Origin of the sequence: Leptospira fletcheri, from assembly GCF_004769195.1 — a bacterium.
Taxonomy (GTDB): domain Bacteria; phylum Spirochaetota; class Leptospiria; order Leptospirales; family Leptospiraceae; genus Leptospira_B; species Leptospira_B fletcheri.
The window spans coordinates 427,365-441,475 of record NZ_RQET01000004.1 but is presented as its reverse complement, the minus strand read 5'-3'; the positions used below and the strand labels follow the sequence as shown (position 1 = coordinate 441,475).

The following is a 14,111-nucleotide window of genomic DNA, read 5'->3' as shown; positions in this document are numbered from 1 at the left end:
AGATCTAAAAGCGAATGAGCCAAGAGATGGAAAACGAAGTAAAAACATTGGGATTCAGTCCCGCGTCGAGGCCGGATATCAGTGACGCGCTGAAAAACGGAGTTCGTGTAATTCCGGTGGAAATCGAAGACCAAATGAAAGAGGCCTATTTGGGTTATGCGATGAGCGTAATCGTGGGCCGAGCGCTTCCTGACGTACGGGACGGTCTTAAGCCAGTACATAGAAGGATTCTTCACGCGATGAACGAACGTGCTTGGAGAAGCGACAGACCTTACGTGAAATGCGCGAAGATTGTTGGAGAAGTGATCGGTAACTACCATCCTCACGGTGATAGCGCTGTCTATGACGCATTGGTAAGAATGGTCCAGGATTTCTCTTTGCGGGTTCCCTTGATCGACGGCCAAGGGAACTTCGGATCCGTAGACGGAGATAATCCTGCTGCCTATCGATACACCGAAGCGAGGCTGGAAAAAATCGCGGAAGAATTACTTCGGGACATCGAGAAAGAAACGGTAAATTATTCTCCGAACTTCGACGATACCAAGGAACAACCGGACGTACTTCCCGCCAATTTTCCGAACTTGCTGGTAAACGGTTCTTCCGGGATCGCCGTGGGGATGGCTACGAACGTTCCTCCCCACAATCTACAGGAATCGATCCAAGCGGTCATTGCAGTCATAAAAAATCCCGAGATCACGATTCCGGAACTCCTGAAGATCATGCCGGGGCCGGATTTCCCCACGGGTGGAACCATCATTGGGGGAGAAGGGCTTCTTTCCGCTTATCACTCCGGAAGAGGTTCGATCCGAATTCGATCCAAAGTAGAGATCGAAGAGAATAAGAAGGGACGAGAAGTGATCGTAGTCACCGAAATTCCTTACCAAGTCAACAAACGAACTCTCTTGGAAAGAATCGGCGAACTAGTAAACGAAAAGCAGATCGAAGGAATCTCTGAAATTCTGGACCTTTCGGACCGGAAAGGAATTCGAGTGGAAATCCATTGTAAAAAGGATTCCAACGCTCAAGTGATTTTAAACCAGCTGTTAAAACTCACTCAACTTCAGGTAAGTTATGGAATCACCATGCTTGCGATTCTGGATAACAAACCTAAAATCTTCAATCTAAAGGAGATCCTGGTCGCCTATTCTTTGCATCGTAAAGAAGTCATCGTAAGAAGAACCAAGTTCGACCTGGATAAGGCCGAAAAACGTGCTCATATTTTAGAAGGGTTGAAAATCGCTCTCGAAAATATCGAAGAAGTGATTAAGGTCATTCGTGCTTCTAAAAACGCTCCCGAAGCAAAAGAACAATTGATGAGCCGCTTCGTATTGTCGGAAGTCCAAGCCGAAGCGATTCTGGAAATGCGACTCCAGAGACTTACTTCCTTGGAAGTGCAGAAAATCATCGACGAATTGGAGGAAGTACGCGTACTGATCCTGGATTTGAAGGATATTCTTTCCAACTCGAATCGGGTTTCGGATATAGTGTGCACGGAACTTCTGGAAGTTTCGGATAAATTCGGAACCGGTCGAAAGACTGAAATCAGCTTGGAAAGCGTGGAGTCCTCCGGTTTTAACGCGGAAGATCTTATCGCCGACGAGGAAATCGTTCTCCAGATCACTTTCGACCAATTCGTAAAACGCCTGCCCATCGATACGTTCAAGCGCCAGAGAAGAGGCGGAAAAGGGATCCAAGGACTTTCGCAGAAGCGGGACGACATCATAAAAATCATGAAATCGGCCATGACGCACGATAACGTGATGTTCTTTTCCAATATCGGAAAGGCGTATATGATGAAGGCTTACGAACTTCCCCAAGCCTCTAAGGAAGCTAGAGGGAAATCGTTAAAAGCCATCATAGGTTTGGGAGAAAACGAATATATATCTTCCGTATTCACCTTCCGAGAGGAAGACAAACATAAAGATCTACTTTTGGTAACGAAAAAGGGATTCATAAAACGTGTGGAATTATCCGAATTCGCCAACGTAAAAAAATCCGGAATCATAGCGATCGGCCTTCGTGATGAGGATGAATTGATCGCGGTGCAATCCGTAATCAAAGGCGACGACGTTATGATCTTCTCCAGAAAAGGACTGGCTCTACGGATCGAAATGGATAACGTCCGAGCCCAAGGTAGAGCAGCGCAAGGAGTGACGGGAATGCGTCTCGCCGGCGACGACGCGATCGTGGGATTGTCCAAAGTCGTGGAAGGGGAGGATATATTCGTAATTTCCGAAAACGGTTACGGAAAACGACTCGGGTTCGAGGAATTTTCCACGAAAGGCCGAGGAGGAAAAGGGATGGCTTTCCTAAAAGTCGGAGAAAAGAACGGATCCGCAGTCGGAGTGAGTTCCGTCGGTTCCGAGGATGAAATCATACTAGTTACCCAACAAGGGATGATCATCCGGACGGAAGCGAACCAAATCTCCAAAATGGGACGTACAGCCGTGGGCGTACGCGTAGTGGACATTAAAGGAACGGATAGAGTCCAAGATTGTACGGTGATCGGCGAGAGTAAGGAAAAATGATTCGGATCGGGTCCGTCGCAATTCCGGGATGGTTGGCCATGTCTCCGATGGCAGGCATTAGCGACAGTCCCACTCGCACGATTGCACGGAGGTTCGGATCCGCCTTTTCCTACACGGAGTTCGTTTCGACGGACACCTTGGCGGTCGGCTCGAAAAAAGCCCTTTCACAACTTAAATTTAGAGAAGAAGAAAGGCCCGTCACTTTTCAAATCTTCGGTAACAAACTGGAAATTATCGTAGAAGCGGCCAAAAGGATCCGTGAATTAAATCCGGACATCATAGATTTAAACATGGGATGTCCTACAAAAAACGTATCTATGAGAGGTTCTGGGGTCGGGCTCCTGAGAAAACCCGTTTATGCCGGAAAAATTATAGAAGCAATGCGAGCTACGCTAGACATTCCGGTGACCGCAAAAATCCGTCTCGGTTGGGACGATACTTCCCGCAATTATATGGAAGTTTCCCGGATCTTGGAGGAGTCGGGAGCTCTTGCGATTTCCGTACACGGAAGGACGAGAGAGATGGGGTATTCCGGAAAAGCGGATTGGGATGCCATCGCGGATATTAAAGCAGCCAGAAAAATTCCCATCTTCGGAAACGGAGACGTGACAAGTTATGAAGAAGCGGTTCGCAGAAAACGGGAATCCGGGGTGGACGGAGTGTTGATCGGAAGAGGTTCCATTGGAGATCCGTGGGTTTTTTCCGAAAGTTCTCGAGAATCGATTCGGCTGGAAGAGTTGGTTTCGGTGGCGATCCAACACTTAGATCTGATGGTCGAAAATTTCGGCGAAAAATTCGGTCCGATTCTGTTCCGAAAACATATGGTTCGCTATTTCCACGGAAGACCGGAATTCATTCCGCTCAAAATAGAGCTTTTACAAGAGATGGTTTCGGAAAGAATCAAAGAATCCTTATTGAGTTTGCAAGAGTTGTCGTTGCCGACGACCGCATTCGCCGTCTAATTTTGTTTTTCGATTCCGATTGACAGGAATCATCGTTCGTCCTTCATTAAACCCGTCCAATAAAGGAGTTTAAGATCCGATGAATATAAAAAATTTCCTGACGGTTGCTATAATTGCTTTCCTGTTCTCCGCATGCAAAAAAGAGCAGCCTTCACAGCAAAGCCAGATCGTAGGGACGAAATATTCCGGCTGGGACCAATGGATCTATAAAAAACCGGGTACAGCTAGTAAAGCGGAACAGGTCACTCTCGTTTACGGTATGGAAGAGGTGACCGGTCTGGAAGTCGTTACTCACGAAGAAACCGATAAAAAAGGAAATAAGAAAGTAACAGAATACTTAAAACTTAAGACGGTAGACAATAAGGAAGGATTTGCTCCGGTTAAGAATTTCTTCGACGCGATCTTATTCGTTGTGGGAGAAGGCGGGCAGGCTTTCGCTAAAAATTCCTTAACTTCTCCTTCGAAAGGAAAATTGCAGAGGGGAATGTACTGTCTGGAAATCGAAGAAAGCGGGGAATTCGCTAAAGTAAAATGTTACGAATCGATCGTAAAGGGAGGTAAGCTGGCCGACTTGCACGACGTATGGATCCAACCGGCTTCTCCAAGTCTCTCCCGAGACCCTTTATTAGGAGATACGCTCCGGAATCTGCGCAGCGCTAGTACCAAATTACTGGAAGCAGCAAAGATGCAGGATACGACTAAGCAAGAGCAGTTGAAATCCGAAGCAGCAAAAGCCTTAAAGTCGGTCGTAGAAAAAGGGGATCAGTTTTTGGATGATGCGAACTCGATCGCAACCGAATACGGGCTTACTCTGGCCGAATAAAAGAAAATCCCTTCGAACACCGTCGGTTAATGACGGAGAATTCCTTCCGGAATGATTTGTATAGAAAAGCGGTAACTGAAAAGGAAAGCTTGGCGGAATTTTTCCGAGCAACTTTCATTTAAAGCGCTTCTTTTGGTAGGTCTGTACAACAAAAAACCCCGCCCAATGAAAGGCGGGGTTCTCTTTAAAATGAGTAAGTAAAAAGTTACCCTAAATTATTTTCCGACTTCCTGAGCTTTTGCAACAAGAGCGTCGCGACCACCAGGGAATTTAGCGTAGATTACACACTGACATTCTTCCCAGTTGTCTTTAGAAACGTCTTTCGGATCGGAACCCGGGCCGGTAGCTTTACACTCGTAAACTCCCACACCTTTAACGATACCGGCAGATTGCGAAACGATTACGTTTGCAGTTGCTTCACCGTCGGATACTCCGGAAGCCGATTCAACGGTTTCTCCAACCATCTTCTTAACTACGTCGGAAGCTCCCTGTAAACGAGACGCTTCACGGCAAGTAGATTGCATCATCGCAGGGCTTTTTTTAGCCACAGCTTTAGCGGAAGCGCGAGAAGAAAACTTCATGTAGTAGTAGTCTTTAGGATTGGTATCCTTAGGAGTTTTCCCATCGTTTCTTTGTTCAGGGGGTCCACCCCAACCTTCGAAAGACCATCCGCCGTCACCAACGGAGGTAGCATCCTTTTGCGCAGTGTTAGGCCCGCAATAGGAGAAGAGTACAGCCGCTAGTGAAATAGCGATTAGTTTCTTGATCATCATTTTCTCCTTGATCAGATGGATTTGAGGAATATATCCAATAAACGGATTTCGCAAGCTATTTTTAATGAATCGTTTTAAAATTATTTTTGCTACGGCAGTCAGGAATAAAAAATTTCTTCGCAGCGCACAATTGTCAAAAAATTTCTGCCTTTATTGGACTTTTCTGTTAATTCTCCCGATAGGCGACGCAATAGCGACGACCATCGTATTTCTTCCTGGTAGCTGGCAAGGGCTGGCGCCGCAGGTCATAGAAGGTACGACGGAGAAACCCTTCGAGTTGGCCAGACTGGGTCAATTTTATGCTAACAACGCCTATTCCGTAAAAATCAAAGAAGCGTTTTCAAATCGTGCCGAGGTCGAGATGCAGGATTACCTTCGTCCGCAACTTTCCAAAGAATCTTTTAAGAACGCTTGTTTACAATTTAAGACGGACTATGTCGTCCGAGATGCGATCGAGATTCAAACAAATATCCGCATCGATCGCACCGTATTCGATTGTAATCTGTATCGGTGGGAAGAATTCTCCGTCGTCGGTAAAAAGGATTTGTTCGAAGTCTTTGAAAGGTTGACCCGTAACTCTCTCCTTTTCGTTCCGCGTAAGTCCCAAAAAGACGTTAAAATAGAATCCAAGCCTCTCCCTCAAATCCAGATTTTCGTGGTTGATGGGTCCTTTTCTTTCGCTCCGGAAAGAAGAGAGTTTATGTCCCAAATAGAGGCGTTTTCTTGGCGACCGGAAACGAAGTTTCGATTAGCGATTTTCGGAGAAAGCGGTTCTAAAATTTATCCCGAATCGACTCGGAAAGAGATGATTGCACAGTGGAAAGAATGGAAACCTGCCGGAAAGTCGGTCACTTCCGACATCGCAAATGCCCTGGTAAGATTGAGAAGAATTCTAATTTCGCAAGATAAAATGGGAACCAAACCGGTTTTATCCGTAATCATACTAACCAACGCAAAAGAAGGCAAATCGGATGGCAGCTATTCCGCTGCAATCGAAGCGCTTCGACAGATTGGGTGTAAAGTGACTATTCTATATTCATCATATTCCGGACCGGAATCCAGGAGGGCGCAAAAAGAAGCGTCCATACGGGGAGCGGATTTTAAAGAAGTTACCTATTTTCAGAGAATCGCCACGAATCGGGATTCTAAAACGTTGGTTTTCCAAGGGGGGAGATTGTACGTAACTCCCCAAGTTTTAGCTTCCGGAGCGGAAATCGATGAGAGTGTTCTGGAAAAAGTCGATATGAGCGGGGTTTATTCTTCCGGAGACAATCTAAATCCTTGGGCTCTATCGAGTCTGTATGAGGAAATTCGTAAGGAAAAGGTGATTTCTTCGGAGCCGGTTCGGAGCAACTTCGCTTCTTTGTTCGGCAAATCGGTGACTAACACTTCCAAAGAATCCGGATCTTTTTCGGGAAAAAGGGCGTTAGTTAAAGCGAAAGGAAAAGCTTTCTGGATGCAATTTCCTAGTTTTTTCGAGCTTTCCGAGGGAAAAAAAGGGGTATGGAAAACCACATTTCTTTCCTCACCTTATTCTTCCGAAGCAGTGGAGACCCTGCCCGAGTCTGTGGAAAATTATCCTTATTCTCCTCCGAAAACTCTGGATTGTGACCCTTCTATCGTGAGAAACTATTTTCAAAACACGGAGAAGTCCAAGTTTGATTGCCTAGTCCGCGGAGAAATTCTGGAGATCGCTCGTCCGTGAAACTGCAAATGGAAGATTTTGAATTCGTTGCTCTCTCTCCTTTGACGAAGAAACTTCTGGATCGAATCCGGCAGACTTCTGCGTCCGAACTTCCGGTTTTGGTTTTAGGCGATGTCGGAACCGGTAAGAGTTTCATCGGGCGTATCTTTCACGATTTGTCCCGGGAAAAGTTTCCGGGTTTTCAATTCGTGGATTTCGGTTTGGCGGAATCTGACGCGGAGTCGAACGAGATCTTTTCCTCTATGGAAGGAAAAGAAGGATTCCTGATCGTAGTCGAGAATTTCTCCAAATTGGCTCCGAATTCCCAAGTCCAATTGTTGCAAAAAATCCGGAGCGAAAAGGGAAAGAACCGCTATATATTGGCGGAAAGTCCTCTCCTCGGCGAAAAAGTTCGCCAGGGAATCCTGCAAGAATCTCTTTTCATCGAGATACAGACTTTGCAAGTCCAACTTCCTTCTCTCCGCGAGAGGAAAGAGGACATTCCTAGCTTCGTTAGAAAATTTTTGGACGAAATCGGAAAACGTTATAATCGGAAAACCATCAAAGTGTCGGAGAAGTTGGGGCATTTCCTATTGGAATACGATTATCCCGGAAATCTTCACCAGCTGAAGAATCTGCTGGAGGGAATGGTTTCCATGCATAATTCCAAAACTTTGGATACTAAGCATCTTCCTCCGGAACTTTTTTCCACACGGTACACGCAAGGAAACGGGTTGGAAGTCAGAACAGGTATCCCTCTAAAGGATTACGAACGGGAAATTATTCGGAAGAACCTGATCTTAGTGAACGGAAATCGGGAAAAAGCGGCGAGAATCCTAGGAATTTCTGAGAGAACGATCTATCGGAAAATCACCGAGTTCGAACTATTCGATTCTAACGACGGAAAAACTCTTCCGCCTTCCTGAGGAAATAGTAGACGGTCTCCTCCTTTTCCGATCCGGTCTTGGACTTCTTATTGATATCTATGACAAAATCGTAAATATCAAGGATATCCTTATCGGAAAAGGAGGAGGATTCCTTACGCAATCTGCGCAGGGTATGGCTCTTTCTTGCGGGGGAATAATTCTGCATGCCGAGCAGATCCGATTGTTCCTTTTCGGACAAGACCTTCTCGTAAAAACGGGAGATCATTTTGAATTTACGTAAACGATCCGTGTGATCCTTGAGTAACGCTAAAAATAGGAGCAAGGAGTCTTTTCCGATTTTAAATTTGGAAAATTCCTTTGTAAAACGGACCATATCCCGTTCGAAAAAATGGTCCACCGTTTCCGGAGCGCTGAATTCGGACGTTTGGAAGAGTACTTCCTTTAAATCCTCCGCCGTGAAGGATTTTTTTCCGAGATACAGTTTTAATTTTTCCAGATTTCTAAGATATGAACCTGCAGTAGGATTGATCTTTAAAAGGAATTCCTCCTCGGCCTGAGCGTCTAGGCGAAGATCGAGTTCTTTGCATGCCTTTAACACGGCCTCTTTTCGTTTATCAGGAAATATTTTTCCAGATTTAAAATACCTGACTTCGGTACCGAATAGAGAGAGAAGCTCCTTTGAAATATCCCAATGGTCATAATGCACTACGATTTTTACGGAATCGGGAAGAGAGGAAAAATGACTCTTTGCGCCGGTTTTGGTTTTTCCTTTTCCAAGGAGCGGTTTGAAGAAATTCGTTCCGGACTTGATGACGAACAGTTTTCGTGCCGCGAACATATCCAAATTGGACACTTCACCTTGGAATTTTTCCAAGTCTCCGGGTTCTGAAACGAATACTACGACTTCGTAAGCATCGCCCGATTTTTTGAGGGCATCCTTGTACAAATCGCTGACGAGCCCGAATTCGTAGGAATCCTCGGTAACCGCAAAAAGTACCTGAGGAAAATCGTCTATTTTGCCCTTAGTCTTGTGTAAAAAATCCAAAAGATTTTCGTACATACCGGAGGAGGATTCCCGTGTCGCTAGTGCCACAGATGCAGGTTGTTCGGAAAATCGGAGGAGTCAAGCCGTTGGTAAAAGGAAAATACTGTAAAGATTTGCCTTCGAACTGCCGATCCTTTGTACGGTCGGAAGTATTTCCGCTCGGTTTATGAGAATCAGCGACGGAATCCAAAGAGTATCCTTTCCGGAAGAGGCATTAACCTACGTTAAGCCGGTTATGAATCGGACCGTCGTGCCGCCCGTAGATCCTGTGAAACAACGGGATTTTTCCCGGTTCGATTCGAATTTGAAATTTTACGGTCCGGAAGGCGAAACGATAAAGGCGAACCCGGATCTCAAGCGGGGAAGTCTCCTCGATCTTTACGCCTAAGGCTTCTTTCTTAATTTTCCAAATAGCGGGACCAAATTCGATGATACCTTAGGAATTTTCGGATCGGAAAACCTAGGATATTCGTATACGACCCTTCAAAGGACAGAACGGGAGAATCGTTATCCTGGATTCCGTATGCTCCCGCCTTATCGAATGGCTTGGCTCTCCTTATGTAATTTTCCGCATCCTCTTTTTTCCACGTTTGAAAAACCACTGTGGAAATATCGTAGTCGAATATTTCTTCCTCGCCCGTTCGTAAACCTAGACCCGAGTAGACAAGATGGGAACGTCCGCTTAAACTTAGGATCATCTCCAACGCATTCGCCTCGTTTTCGGGTTTTTGTAAAATAGAATCGTCGCGTACTACGATCGTGTCTGCGGATACTTGGAGGTCTAAAGTATTCTCCGCCTTCGGGCCTAGTTTTGCTAAAGTGATTCTCTCCAAATATTCCAACGGTCTCTCCCGAGTCAGAGACGATTCGTCCAAGTCTAGCGGATCGACTTTGTAAGAAAGTCCGAGTGAGTCGAAGACCTCCTTTCTTCGGGGAGACCGGGAGCGTAAGTATAGCATTCCCCCATGTTTGAAGAAAAGCCTTGCCAGGCACTCCTTTTCTCTATATCACTGGACGAACGGATTGCCTACATGAAACGATTTGCTCCTTCTTTTATAAAATCCTTTCGTATGATTCTATTTTTTATCGCATCTCTTCTGGTTCTCGAGCTTTCGGCTCAGGCGAACTCCGATTCGCCGACCAAAGAGGAAGCCGCCAAACATTCGGGAGAAGCGCAGGCCTCGGCCGGAAAGAATCCGAACGTGGATCCGAAATCCAAAGCCTTTTCGATCCGGAAAAAGTCCTGGGTCGGTCTTCGATATTTGAGAAATACACTTTTGAATTTCGGTAAGAAAACGGAATGGGAATCCTTATTGGCGGAATATTCCAAAGCGGAATCCTCGTTTCAAAGAGGGGAATGGGATGCTTCTTCTTCCGCTTTCCAATCTCTAAAAGTAAAACTGGATCAGATCGCGGATTCACAATCCAAAGATGTCTTGGTAAAATCGGATCGTCTCGAAAAGGAACTCCAGCCGAAAGTTGTGGACTTAAAGATCAATAAAGAGGCCGAAGGAAGAGCCTTCGTTCCCGTCATAGAAAAGCACCTTCAGATTTTCCGAGACACTTGGTTGGCAGGAAAAGGAGAAAGGGAATCCGGAAACCAAATCCAGGGATTGTATTTTGCCAAACAAGGACTGCTGCAGCTCTATAAGGCGAAAATCCTTTTGGAAAAAGCGAAGGAAGGAAAGTTGGAGTCCGAAACGAAATTATCCCGTAATCGGGTGTTGGAAACGGATTATCTGAACTCGGAGGAAGTGAAATATTGGGATGATTGTCTGGAAGTTCTGAACGAATCCGAAGAAAAGAGCCGAAAGAAAGAGAAGGACGCCATCCGAAAAGTATACCAAAGCAGAAAAGGATCTCTACCTCCCGAGTCCAAAGGGGAGAATTCTGCGGAAACAAAACCTTCCACCGGAACGAACTCAGAAAAGAAATGAGAAACGATTAGATTCGAGGATCGAAACGAGAATAGATGCGAGTCTTAGTGAAAATGATTCTTTCGGCATGGATTGCCGTTTCCGTATTTTCCTGCCGAGGAATGAATCTACAGAACTTCCGAAACTTTTCCTTTGAAAAATCCTGTCGTTTTTTGAATTTATTCTGTGATCGTTTAAAAATCGTACCGGACTTGTCGGATTGCGATCCCTTTCACGAAGAATACGACGGCTATAGCCATTATATAGATAGAAGCGTACTAAAGGACGAATACAAGATCAGAGAAGCCTCAAAGAAGGAAAAAGAACCTTCCGACCCGCTCGAACCCCTTCCTAAGAGAAGGGAACTGGACCGAGATACCCGGACGGATTATGGAAACAACATGAGGTTGGATTCTAAAAAATTATTCGAGAGATACGATATTACCGCGGGGCGAAAGGCGGACCATAGAAGAAGCGAACATCCGTGCAGTCCTATCGACGGAGAGGATCGTCCGAAAGTGAACTATTCAGAACCTAAAAAGCAGGAAAGAGACGGAGTAGAATTTTGAAAAATATTTTTGATATCAGCGGTAAAACCGTTCTAGTTACTGGGGCAACCCGCGGGATCGGAAGACAACTTGCGGAAGGCTTTAAAGAAGCCGGAGCGATTGTATATGGAACCGGATCCTCAGTAGAATCCATCAAGCGATTAGAGGGCACGGGAATCGAGGCATTTCCTGCAGACGTCCGTACTGTAGGTGCCATGGATCCTATCATCGAATCCATCGTAAAGAAACACGGAAAATTGGACGTATTGGTGAATAACGCCGGAGTGGCTACGAATCTTCCTGCCGGGTTTTTTAAGGAAGAGGATATCCAAAACGTTATCCAAACGAATTTTACGGGTGTATTTCGCTCCTGTCAGGCGTATTATAAGATTCATAAAAAGAAAGGCGGTAACATCATTAATGTCGCTTCGGTTTTGGGAATCCGGGGGACCAAGTTCGCATCGGTCTATTGTGGTACGAAGGGAGCGGTGATTAATATGACAAGGGCTCTTGCAGTAGAATGGGTAAGTTCCGGTTATCGGGTAAATGCGGTTTGTCCGGGTTTTATCGATACTGACATGACGGAAATGATCAAAGAAAAACCGGAGGTTATGGCGCAAATGAAGGCTCGGATACCCATGGCAAGACTAGGAAAACCCGAGGATTTGGTAGGAGCGACGTTATATCTAGCTTCCGATGCGGCTTCTTATGTAACTGGGCAGACCATCGTGGTAGACGGAGGTGTAACCTCGGTTATATGATCCTAACACTTCATCCCCAAAATCCCGAAAAAAGGATTCTCGGGCAGGTATCGCGGAAACTGTCCGAGGGGGGTGTATACATATTTCCTACCGATACGGTTTACGGATTGATCGCAGATTCCCAATCCCACTCCGGTGTTGAAAAACTTTACAAACTCAAGAATATTCCTAAAAACCAACCGCTTTCCCTCCTCTGTCCGAATATTTCCGTAGCTTCGCATTATATCGAACAACTTTCTAACGAGTCCTTCCGTCTAATGAAGCGAATTACTCCCGGGCCGTTTACGTTTATCGTAAAGGCAAACAAGCATCTACCGCGGGTTTCTTTTACCAACCAAAAAGAGAAGAATATCGGGATTCGAATTCCGGACTCTCCGTATCTCCAAGCTCTTATGGAAATCCATCCGAATCCTTTGACTTCCACCTCCGTTTTCGTTAAGGAGGAATTTTTGATCGATGTGGATATGTTGGAAAACGAATACGGCTCCAAAGTGGACGGCATTGTAGACGGAGGGATATTCGATGTGGAACTTTCCACGATTCTAGACTGCGCCGGAGACGGAATCGTGATTGTTCGAGAAGGGAAAGGAATGGATTTGGTCGCCGATCTTTAAAAGTAAGACCGGTTGCCAGGCCTATGGAAAAAGTCCGGTGCTGGGAGATATCATGCAAAAAAGGCAATTAGGTAAAAATGGTCCTACAGTTTCCGAGATCGGATTAGGCTGCATGGGGATGTCGGATTTTTACGGTAAAAGGGACGATTCAGAATCCATAGCTACCATACATCGGGCCTTGGAATTAGGAGTCAATTTTCTCGATACGGCTGATATGTACGGTCCCTATACGAACGAGGAATTGGTAGGAAAAGCGATCCAAGGAAAACGGGATTCCGTCGTATTGGCCACGAAGTTCGGAATCGTAAGAGATCCCTCCGATCCGCAAAAACGAGGGATCAATGGAAAACCCGAGTACGTAAAGGCCGCATGCGATGCTAGTCTGAAACGTCTAGGTGTGGATCACATCGATCTCTATTACCAGCACCGAGTGGATACGAGTACTCCGATTGAAGATACGGTCGGGGCCCTATCGGATCTAGTGAAGGCCGGAAAAATCCGTTACATAGGATTGTCCGAAGCCGGAGTCGAAACGATTCGCAGAGCTTCGAAAGTCCATCCTATCGCCGCTTTACAAACCGAATATTCTCTCTGGAGCCGGGAACCCGAAGACGATCTTTTGGAAGTTTGCCGCGAATTGGGAATCGGGTTCGTTGCTTACAGTCCCTTAGGCCGTGGTTTCTTGACCGGGCAAATCGCCAAGTTCGAAGACTTGGATCCGACGGACTATCGAAGATTTGCTCCGAGATTCCAAGGGGAAAATTTTCAGAAGAACCTGGATCTGGTTTCTAAAATCAAAGAGATCGCGGCGGAAAAATCCGTCTCTCCCGGACAATTGGCTCTTGCTTGGGTACTTTCCCAGGGCAAGGATATCATTCCCATACCGGGAACGAAGAGAAGATCTTATTTGGAAGAGAACGCGAAAGCTGCAGAGGTCAGGCTCACAGAGGAGGAATTGAAGCGGATCGATTCTATTTCTCCGAAGGGCGTGGCTTTTGGAACCCGGTATCCCGAATCCATGATGAGTTCTGTCGGAAGGTAGGACCGGAATTTCGGTTTTAAAAACTCTCGGATAACCTCGGATCCGTCTTTGATGAATTCGAGGTTATCCGGTTTCGAAGATTCAGCCGAAGATCTTGTCCCACTCATCTTCCTTAAATCCTACCAGTCCGAAATTTTCTCCTAGGACAAAAGGTCTTTTTACCAAATTTCCGTTTTTGGAAAGAAGATCGAATTGTTCTTCCAGGCTCATTTTCGGCAATTTATCCTTTAGTGAAAGTTCCTTATAATCTCCGCCGGAAGTATTGAATAAACGCTTCGAATCGCCGTTAAGATAACCCAGCATTTTCTTCAATTCCGTTTTTTTTGGGGGAGTTTCGCGGATCGGCAGATCCTCGAAATCCACCTTTTTACTTTCCAGGTACTTCAATGCCTTCCGGCAGGTACTACAATTTTTATATTCGTAGACTTTCGTTTTCAAAAATCGCCCTCTCTACGCTTCCCAGATTGGAATATTTATGTCTTATTGGCAAGTCATTCGTCCGGAAAAATCTTTGCCTTGAAAACGCGC

15 protein-coding genes are annotated in these 14,111 nt (G+C 45.7%); 11 read left to right on the top strand and 4 right to left on the bottom strand.

Annotation, left to right across the window (positions count from 1 at the left end; all coding sequences use genetic code 11):
* Nucleotides 1–14 precede the first annotated feature (14 nt).
* The 3 genes from gyrA (at nt 15) to lenA (ending at nt 4,313) form a co-directional block, all read left to right on the top strand.
* A complete protein-coding gene (gene gyrA, locus EHO60_RS05455; RefSeq protein WP_135767144.1) occupies nt 15–2,528 on the top strand; it encodes a DNA gyrase subunit A in 2,514 nt (837 codons plus the stop codon).
* On the top strand, nt 2,525–3,490 hold the full coding sequence (locus EHO60_RS05450; RefSeq protein ID WP_135767143.1) for a tRNA dihydrouridine synthase: 966 nt from the start codon (nt 2,525–2,527) through the stop codon (nt 3,488–3,490). The genes gyrA and EHO60_RS05450 overlap by 4 nt, the downstream gene beginning before the upstream one ends.
* Before the next feature lie 79 nt (nt 3,491–3,569).
* Complete coding sequence (gene lenA / locus EHO60_RS05445; protein WP_135767142.1) at nt 3,570–4,313, top strand: lipoprotein LenA; 744 nt, start codon at nt 3,570–3,572, stop codon at nt 4,311–4,313.
* Nucleotides 4,314–4,528: 215 nt separating this feature from the next.
* Here lenA and EHO60_RS05440 read toward each other — a convergent pair whose 3' ends face one another.
* Nucleotides 4,529–5,083, bottom strand: coding sequence for a lipoprotein LipL21 (locus EHO60_RS05440; RefSeq protein WP_135767960.1), 555 nt, complete (start codon nt 5,081–5,083; stop codon nt 4,529–4,531).
* Between the two features lie 133 nt (nt 5,084–5,216).
* Between EHO60_RS05440 and EHO60_RS05435 the strand changes: the two genes are divergently transcribed.
* Together EHO60_RS05435 and EHO60_RS05430 are read left to right on the top strand one after the other, a co-directional pair.
* On the top strand, nt 5,217–6,791 hold the full coding sequence (locus EHO60_RS05435) for an LIC10012 family protein (protein WP_135767141.1): 1,575 nt from the start codon (nt 5,217–5,219) through the stop codon (nt 6,789–6,791).
* A complete protein-coding gene (locus tag EHO60_RS05430; protein ID WP_246028149.1) occupies nt 6,788–7,696 on the top strand; it encodes an AAA-type ATPase lid domain-containing protein in 909 nt (302 codons plus the stop codon). Before EHO60_RS05435 ends, EHO60_RS05430 begins: the two co-directional genes overlap by 4 nt.
* On the opposite strand, the gene holA is transcribed toward EHO60_RS05430, so the two are convergent.
* Nucleotides 7,665–8,750, bottom strand: coding sequence for a DNA polymerase III subunit delta (gene holA / locus EHO60_RS05425; protein ID WP_135767140.1), 1,086 nt, complete (start codon nt 8,748–8,750; stop codon nt 7,665–7,667). The genes EHO60_RS05430 and holA overlap by 32 nt on opposite strands.
* Nucleotides 8,751–8,868: 118 nt before the next feature.
* Here holA and EHO60_RS05420 point away from each other — a divergent pair, with 118 nt between their 5' ends.
* Nucleotides 8,869–9,090, top strand: coding sequence for a hypothetical protein (locus EHO60_RS05420; protein ID WP_135767139.1), 222 nt, complete (start codon nt 8,869–8,871; stop codon nt 9,088–9,090).
* A 10-nt stretch (nt 9,091–9,100) separates the two neighbouring features.
* Here the strand turns inward: EHO60_RS05420 and EHO60_RS05415 are convergent, their stop codons facing one another.
* Nucleotides 9,101–9,661 carry a nucleoside triphosphate pyrophosphatase gene (locus tag EHO60_RS05415; RefSeq protein WP_135767138.1) on the bottom strand — a complete coding sequence of 187 codons (561 nt, stop codon included), beginning with the start codon at nt 9,659–9,661 and terminating at the stop codon, nt 9,101–9,103.
* Between the two features lie 72 nt (nt 9,662–9,733).
* Between EHO60_RS05415 and EHO60_RS05410 the strand changes: the two genes are divergently transcribed.
* From EHO60_RS05410 to EHO60_RS05390, 5 genes are read left to right on the top strand one after another with little or no spacing between them, the layout of a single operon-like run.
* Nucleotides 9,734–10,639 (top strand): hypothetical protein, encoded by a 906-nt coding sequence (locus tag EHO60_RS05410; protein ID WP_135767137.1) that lies wholly within the window; start codon nt 9,734–9,736, stop codon nt 10,637–10,639.
* 35 nt (nt 10,640–10,674) lie between these two features.
* Entirely contained in the window at nt 10,675–11,187 is a 513-nt protein-coding gene (locus tag EHO60_RS05405) for a hypothetical protein (protein WP_135767136.1), read from the top strand.
* The gene (locus EHO60_RS05400; protein ID WP_135767135.1) at nt 11,184–11,927 is read left to right on the top strand and encodes an SDR family NAD(P)-dependent oxidoreductase; all 744 of its coding nucleotides are present in this window, start codon (nt 11,184–11,186) and stop codon (nt 11,925–11,927) included. Before EHO60_RS05405 ends, EHO60_RS05400 begins: the two co-directional genes overlap by 4 nt.
* Complete coding sequence (locus tag EHO60_RS05395; RefSeq protein ID WP_135767134.1) at nt 11,924–12,541, top strand: L-threonylcarbamoyladenylate synthase; 618 nt, start codon at nt 11,924–11,926, stop codon at nt 12,539–12,541. The genes EHO60_RS05400 and EHO60_RS05395 overlap by 4 nt, the downstream gene beginning before the upstream one ends.
* 52 nt (nt 12,542–12,593) lie before the next feature.
* Nucleotides 12,594–13,583, top strand: coding sequence for an aldo/keto reductase (locus EHO60_RS05390; RefSeq protein ID WP_135767133.1), 990 nt, complete (start codon nt 12,594–12,596; stop codon nt 13,581–13,583).
* An 81-nt stretch (nt 13,584–13,664) separates the two neighbouring features.
* Here the strand turns inward: EHO60_RS05390 and EHO60_RS05385 are convergent, their stop codons facing one another.
* Nucleotides 13,665–14,021 carry an arsenate reductase family protein gene (locus tag EHO60_RS05385; protein ID WP_135767132.1) on the bottom strand — a complete coding sequence of 119 codons (357 nt, stop codon included), beginning with the start codon at nt 14,019–14,021 and terminating at the stop codon, nt 13,665–13,667.
* Nucleotides 14,022–14,111 lie beyond the last annotated feature (90 nt).

Coding starts and splice junctions, on each gene's coding strand:
- EHO60_RS05395 (WP_135767134.1), top strand. CDS start 11,924: ATGATCCTAACACTTCATCCCCAAAATCCCGAAAAAAGGATTCTCGGG.
- lenA (WP_135767142.1), top strand. CDS start 3,570: ATGAATATAAAAAATTTCCTGACGGTTGCTATAATTGCTTTCCTGTTC.
- EHO60_RS05410 (WP_135767137.1), top strand. CDS start 9,734: ATGAAACGATTTGCTCCTTCTTTTATAAAATCCTTTCGTATGATTCTA.
- EHO60_RS05390 (WP_135767133.1), top strand. CDS start 12,594: ATGCAAAAAAGGCAATTAGGTAAAAATGGTCCTACAGTTTCCGAGATC.
- EHO60_RS05440 (WP_135767960.1), bottom strand. CDS start 5,083: ATGATCAAGAAACTAATCGCTATTTCACTAGCGGCTGTACTCTTCTCC.
- gyrA (WP_135767144.1), top strand. CDS start 15: ATGAGCCAAGAGATGGAAAACGAAGTAAAAACATTGGGATTCAGTCCC.
- EHO60_RS05450 (WP_135767143.1), top strand. CDS start 2,525: ATGATTCGGATCGGGTCCGTCGCAATTCCGGGATGGTTGGCCATGTCT.
- EHO60_RS05405 (WP_135767136.1), top strand. CDS start 10,675: ATGCGAGTCTTAGTGAAAATGATTCTTTCGGCATGGATTGCCGTTTCC.
- EHO60_RS05415 (WP_135767138.1), bottom strand. CDS start 9,661: ATGCTATACTTACGCTCCCGGTCTCCCCGAAGAAAGGAGGTCTTCGAC.
- EHO60_RS05420 (WP_135767139.1), top strand. CDS start 8,869: ATGAGAATCAGCGACGGAATCCAAAGAGTATCCTTTCCGGAAGAGGCA.